This is a genomic window from Ruegeria sp. HKCCA6837 (assembly GCF_013034475.1).
In the GTDB taxonomy this organism is placed as follows: domain Bacteria; phylum Pseudomonadota; class Alphaproteobacteria; order Rhodobacterales; family Rhodobacteraceae; genus Ruegeria.
Map to the genome: position 1 here is coordinate 23,450 of NZ_WQGD01000026.1, position 6,309 is coordinate 29,758.

Below are 6,309 nucleotides of genomic sequence, written 5' to 3' on the forward strand. Positions count from 1 at the left end.
GCGAACCCTCCTTTACAAACTATTGATATTTCGGATTTCAGCGCTGCCCAGCCCGCCAGATTGGCCGGCCGGGCAACCGTGGAGCGCTCAATTGAGCGGCCATGGCAGGTTCACCATGTCTTGCAGCAGACCCGGCGGGAAATCCCTGTTCAAAGCGCCGGCCATGAAGCACATGAAACCGATGCCACAAGCCGTCAGGAGCAGCGTCATCTGCCAGCTGGACCCGGCGCGAATGCGGAAAAATGCGATAAGGAACCCGATCAGGGCTAGGATAAAACCCACAACCCAAGTGGCCGCGATCAAACCCGCAAACCAGGCGAGCGTTGACCAAAGTCCATGTGGCGCGCTCGCATCTTCGCCGGCGAGTTCCTTGTCAGCAAAGATCGCATCCCCCTCGGGTCGCCGCATCATCTGGATCAACAGAATGACGCAGCAGAACAACGACACGCTGCCGATCACAAGCGGGATGATCTTGTCGGTCATGTTGTAGTCAGGGATCATGTTGGCATTGACCAACGCCACGATCAGATAGGCCATGATCACCAGCAAAAAGATCAGCGGCGCGCGCTTGCTTCCGGATTTGACCTCACCTTCGGCCATGATCATCTTAGATTGGCGAATGCCCAGAATGACCGAAACCACAGTGACCGCGATCAGGACGATCACGATCGGGCTAAAGACATATTCCATGCCTTCTGCAAAGCTTTTGCGGAAGCGGAACGAAGCGATCTGGAACGCCTGATTGGTGAACTTTTCGACAGGGTTCGACAGAACGAAGCCAATTAGAAAGGCCGGGCGCGACCAGTCAAAGCGACGCAGGAAGATACCGATCAGACCGATCACAAACAGGGCCAGAAGGTCTTCGAAATTCTGACCGGATTGGAAGGCCGCGAAGCTGATCAGCATGAACAGGAACGGCGCCAGATAGGTGAAGCGGATAGTTGTCAGCTTGGCGATGCCGCCCGAGGCCGCGATGCACAGGATAGTGCCGACAACATTGGCAAGCGCCAGCAACCAGACGATCGAATAAGTGATGTCGAGGTTGTCCTTGAGCATGCTTGGGCCGACCTCGATATCGCCGGACCCCAACAGGGCGACCGCACCGATGAAGATTGCCATCGAGCCGGAACCGGGAATGCCGAACAGCAGGGTTGGAACCAGCCCTCCACCTTCTTTGGCGTTGTTCGAACTTTCCGGTCCAATGACACCCCGCACTTCACCCTTGCCGAAGTTGCTTTTATCTCTAGTCGATTGAACCGAATGGCCATAAGCGATCCAGTCAACAACCGAGCCACCAAGGCCGGGAATGACACCGACAACCACGCCAATGATTGAACAGCGGACTGACAACCAGATGTTTGCAGCCCAGTCTTTGACGCCATCAAGCCAGCCCGCGCCCAGTGAGGCGCCCTTAGCAATTGATCGGTCTTGACGCAGCAGCGAGACGATTTCCGGCACCGCAAAAATACCCAAGCCAACGATGACCAACTTCAAACCATCGGTCAGGTAGGGAATGTCATAAGTCGCCATACGCAGCGACCCGCCTGCGTCCGCCTCGCCAATCGTACCGACCATCAAACCCAGCCCTGCGGCCGCGACACCCTTCAGTGGGATACGTCCGGCTAAGATAGCGACCATCGACAAGCCAAGAATGGTGATCATCAGCATCTCGGGCAGACCAAATGCCAGAACGATGGGCCGCGCGACCAGGATGAACATGGTCAAAAAAGTTGCACCGACCAAACCGCCGAAAAGCGATGAAGCAAAGGCCGCTGACAATGCCCGCGCGGCTTCGCCTTTCTTCGCCATCGGGAAACCATCCAACACCGTAGCCTGCGAGGCAGAGCTACCTGGGATGCCCATAAGAACTGACGCGAAGGTGTCAGAGGTCGGCACAACGGCGACCATCCCGATCATCAACGCCAATCCAAGGATCGGGTCCATACCGAACATGAAAGGCAGCAATAGGGACAGACCAGCAATACCGCCAAGCCCAGGGAAAACACCTACGGCCAGTCCCATAACGACACCGAGAACAAGATATCCCAGAACGATAGGTTGCAGGATCAGACCCCACGCGTCACTAAGCGCAGGAACAGCTGTGGCGAAAACCTCCATAGCGGCCGCCTTTCATAAATTGTCTTGTGTTTGGAACAGCGCGCGCCCGACATTGGGGCACGCGCGGTGGTGTTTGGGCTTAGTTCAGCTCGACACCATAGGCTTCTTTGAGCCAGTTCAGAACGTAGGCTTTGGCGTTGTCGTCGACGTTTGTCGCGGTTTGCAATGCCGCTTTAGAGCCGTCACCTACGAACACTGGGTATTTGCCCACGCGCTTTGAGGAGATGTCGGCAAAGTCGCCGCGCTCCGTCACAGCCTGGAACGCTGCTGTGTATGCGTCGACCACTTCCTGAGGTGTATCACCCGGCAGGAACGCCAGCTTCTGAACCGGGAAACCGGCTACAAAGAATGCTTTCCACGCATCCCATGCCTCACCGCTGGTTTCACAACCATCGGTGGCTTCACATACTTCCTTAAATGTCGGGATATCTGGGAAGGTCGGGTCACGGACGATATTACCATCCGCATCCAGCGCCCCCCAGGTCATCATCGGCACGGCCTGACCGGATTCAACCAGCGGGGCCGATCCACCCAGATAGCCGGACGAGGTCTGATAATCGATGTTGGCTTCACCGCGCTCGAACATCAGACGACCATCGCCACGGCCTTTGATGCCAAAAACAGGCTCAACACTCATGCCCAACATTTGCCATGCCAGCAGCGGCACAAGGTCAAGGCGTGTCGCGCCCTGCGATCCGTAAATGAAGTTTGTGTCCTTCAGCGCGTTCGCGGAACCATCAAACTTTGCTCCGTCTTCTGCATTCAGATAGGCAACACCACCGGTTCCCGACGCCATAACCGGGATCCAGTCGTTGTATTCATAGCGCACGCGAGGATCGCTCAGCAGATATGGGAATTGAGTTGAACCGGAGGTGCCAAACAGCAGCGTGCCGTCATCATGGCTCTGCTCCTGGAACCAGTTTGCGCCTTTGGTTGAACCAGCGCCCGGCATAAATTTCACAACAACAGTGGGTTGGCCCGGCAGGGCTTCGGACAGAAGTGGCGCAAAGAAGTTGGCCCATTTGGCGGAGCCACCCGTTTCCGAGAACGGGATGACCCATTCAATGGTCTTGCCCGAGAAATTGACCTCGGCAGCGGCAGGTGCGGCGATACCGGCGGCGGCGATCAGTCCCACGACGGCGCGACGGGTGAAGTTGGAAATGGTCATTGGTTCCTCCCTGTTGACCAGACAACCACGCTAGCGCCCTCTGCGCCACCGTGATCGCAAATAGAACTGTGGGGTTGATTCCCCCTCCCATCTGGCAATCATGGAGCGCCAACCTTGCGCGAAACTTGCAGGAGCCCGAATGCGGATCGTCATAATCGAGGATAACGAGACCCTCGCCAACGCTATTGCGTATCGTCTGCGTGACCGCGGTCATGCGGCGGAAGTGCTTGCGGACGGCAACGAGGCTGACTTGTATCTTGCGCAAGAAGGCGCAGACTTGGTTGTTCTGGACATAAATTTGCCCGGACAATCTGGGCTGGAGATCCTGAAATCTCTTCGCAATCGTGGCGATGGCGTACCGGTGATCTTGCTTACGGCACGTGCCGAAACAAGCGACCGGGTTTCAGGTTTGGATATGGGTGCAGATGATTATCTGGTTAAGCCGTTCGAAATGGACGAGTTGGAAGCACGCATCCGGGCGCTTTCTCGACGCAAAGATCTCGACTACGGAGCTAAGGAGAGCATCGGAGGCCTAGAGTTCGACCGCGCCGCACGTCAGGTCAGTGTCCGAGGCGAAGTTATGGATATACCGCGGCGGGAAATCGCGGTGCTTGAATGCCTGTTGGAGCGCAGGGGCAGAATTGTTCCCAAAAGCCAGCTTACAGATTACGTCTATGGCGTGGGTGCCGATGTCGAGGCCTCGGCAGTTGAGCCTCATGTATCTCGGCTGAGAAAACGTCTTCAAGATCTCGGTATTGGAATTAAAACAGCCCGTGGTCTCGGGTATCTGCTTGAGGTGCAGAAGTGATCAATCACGGCTCGCTCAGGTTAAGACTGTTCATTCTTATCCTAACCCCTTTGATACTAATTGCCGCTCTGCTTGGTCTTTGGCGCTTTATGATTGCGCAGAAAACGGCTCAGGAATTGTTCGACGACAGCCTGTTATCTGCTGGTCTCGCAATATCGCGAGATGTTGCGATTTCAGGCGGTGACGCACTGTCACCAACGACACGCAGCATGATCCGTGACGCGTCAGGCGGAGAGATTTTTTACCACGTAACGGGACCCGGCGGCATCTATGTGACAGGCTATGCCTACCCTCCGGCAGCCACCAACCCGACTGCTGAAGAGGTGTACAAGCCGCAGTTTTTCGAAGCACTTTACCGCCAAGAACCGGTCCGCGTTCTTAAGATGACGGAACGAGTGACCATAGAAAATCTAATCGGAGATGCGACAGTTACAGTCTGGCATCGTATGGCGGATCGCAATGCGTTTGCGAATGAACTGTCAATCCGCGCAGGAATTCTCATGGGAATTCTGCTGGCCACGCTCGCCATTGTGGTTTGGTTCGGCGTCGCTCGTGGCCTGAGGCCTTTGCTGGATTTGCAGGACGCAATTGACCTGCGTTCACCAGATGACCTCAGTGAGATTAAGCGCCCTGTCCCGATCGAAGTTCAGGGTGTTGTTAGAACCCTGAACCGGCTTTTTGGTCAGGTGGAAAAAAGTATCAACGCCCATCAAGTGTTTATATCCGAAGCTGCACATCAGCTGCGGAACCCAGCGGCCGCAGTGCAGTCGATGGCCGAAGCGCTGCAGGACGCGAAAACGGATGGCGACCGAGAAAAACGCATCTCCGAGCTTGTTACGGCTGCAAAAAAATCAGCGACAGTGGCGGAACAGCTGTTATCACTTGAAAGGCTCAGGCAGCCGACGCACCAAGACCAAATGGATAAAATTGACTTCCGCTCGGTCGTTGAAGAGGCCTGCGCGGAGATAGGAGTTCACATCCTAGCAAAGGGTATCGAGTTCGACGTCACGATACCTGAGACGGCGGTCCCGGTAACCGGTGACCGCGTCTTTCTGATTGAGGCTCTAAAGAACCTGTTGGACAACGCAATCAAACACGGTGGCACAATGTTGAGCCAAATTTCAGTGGTGCTGCGGTGTGACGGCAAATACGTCAATCTAACAGTGGCCGATGACGGTGCTGGGCTGTCGCCAGACCAAAGCGAAGCGGCATTTAATCGGTTTTCTCAGTTGGAATATTCGGAGGGCAGCGGATTGGGGTTGTCAATCGTCTCCGCAGTGGCGGAGCGCCACGGAGGAATGATCGAAATCAACCAAGTAGAAAGAGGAGCGAGTATTACGCTTGAGATTCCCATGGTCCTGTAAGCTGTTTCTAATTTCACTCGGAACCCAAAACCAGTCAAAGTCAACGCGAGTTTCTGCGATTGCTGCTAAATTCAGGTATTCGCCCTGAGCGAAGAACGCAGCTCTCAAAATCTATATCTATGTCGTCTTTGGGCTCAACGCAGTCGTTCGTCGAAATTTCGTGAGTGACTGCTTTGCGAGACTTTGCCGACATCTAAATTCAGAACTGGCCGACAGAAGATGCGCCTAACTGCTGTTTCACAGCATCCACATCACCAAGCACCCAAAGCTGGGATAACTTATTGCCTGATAATGTGAAAAACGCTGCACCCGCCCATTCGATCTCTCTTTTGGTTGCCGCCACACCAAAAAACTCGGCCTGGTGAGTGCCTCGGAACGTCATTCGCGCTGCAACACGATCATCTGTAAGGACTAGGTCGTTGATAATGCATGTGTAGTTGCCAAGAGCTGCGTGGACGGCGTCCACATATTCGAGAAAACCGTCAATGCCCTTCTTCTCTGACCCAAGAGACCCTCGAAACCCGAAGTCAGCAGCAATTATGTCATGCGCGACGTCAAAGTCGCGTCTGTTCCAGACATCAGCGTAGAAGCTCTCAACAAGTGTCTTGGGGATCGGTTTCATGCGCACACGATACCTTTGAAACAACGTACTATCAACAAAGTGAAGGGCGCTTACTGTCGACATGATTGCGATGCAACACTTGGGAGGTATGGGCTCGGAGCCGTCATTCGACCCGATCTGACGAACGACTGCAATGCGGACGAAGCCGCCATTCACTGCATTGCTTTGAAGATTCCCCGAGATCGCATCGCAGGTTTTCAAAAGATGACAATGCCCGAGCGTTGTTTTA

The 6,309-nt window shown here is 54.8% G+C and carries 5 protein-coding genes and 1 pseudogene; 3 read left to right on the forward strand and 3 right to left on the reverse strand.

Annotated elements, in window-relative coordinates:
* Nucleotides 1–87 precede the first annotated feature (87 nt).
* Together GOV91_RS21040 and GOV91_RS21045 are read right to left on the reverse strand one after the other, a co-directional pair.
* Entirely contained in the window at nt 88–2,118 is a 2,031-nt protein-coding gene (locus GOV91_RS21040) for a tripartite tricarboxylate transporter permease (RefSeq protein WP_171236901.1), read from the reverse strand.
* 79 nt (nt 2,119–2,197) lie between these two features.
* Complete coding sequence (locus GOV91_RS21045; RefSeq protein WP_171236902.1) at nt 2,198–3,286, reverse strand: tricarboxylate transporter; 1,089 nt, start codon at nt 3,284–3,286, stop codon at nt 2,198–2,200.
* A gap of 139 nt (nt 3,287–3,425) precedes the next feature.
* On the opposite strand from GOV91_RS21045, the gene GOV91_RS21050 reads away from it, so the two are divergent.
* The 3 genes and pseudogenes from GOV91_RS21050 (at nt 3,426) to GOV91_RS21055 (ending at nt 5,458) form a co-directional block, all read left to right on the forward strand.
* Nucleotides 3,426–4,094 (forward strand): response regulator transcription factor, encoded by a 669-nt coding sequence (locus GOV91_RS21050; protein WP_171236903.1) that lies wholly within the window; start codon nt 3,426–3,428, stop codon nt 4,092–4,094.
* Nucleotides 4,091–4,561, forward strand: a pseudogene (locus GOV91_RS22785) (sensor histidine kinase N-terminal domain-containing protein); the annotation flags it as partial. The gene GOV91_RS21050 and the pseudogene GOV91_RS22785, both read left to right, overlap by 4 nt.
* Nucleotides 4,562–4,594: 33 nt before the next feature.
* Nucleotides 4,595–5,458, forward strand: coding sequence for a HAMP domain-containing sensor histidine kinase (locus GOV91_RS21055; RefSeq protein ID WP_254440748.1), 864 nt, complete (start codon nt 4,595–4,597; stop codon nt 5,456–5,458).
* 199 nt (nt 5,459–5,657) lie between these two features.
* On the opposite strand, the gene GOV91_RS22600 is transcribed toward GOV91_RS21055, so the two are convergent.
* A partial coding sequence (locus tag GOV91_RS22600) for an ester cyclase (RefSeq protein ID WP_217352051.1) occupies nt 5,658–6,309 on the reverse strand: 652 nt, incomplete at its 5' end.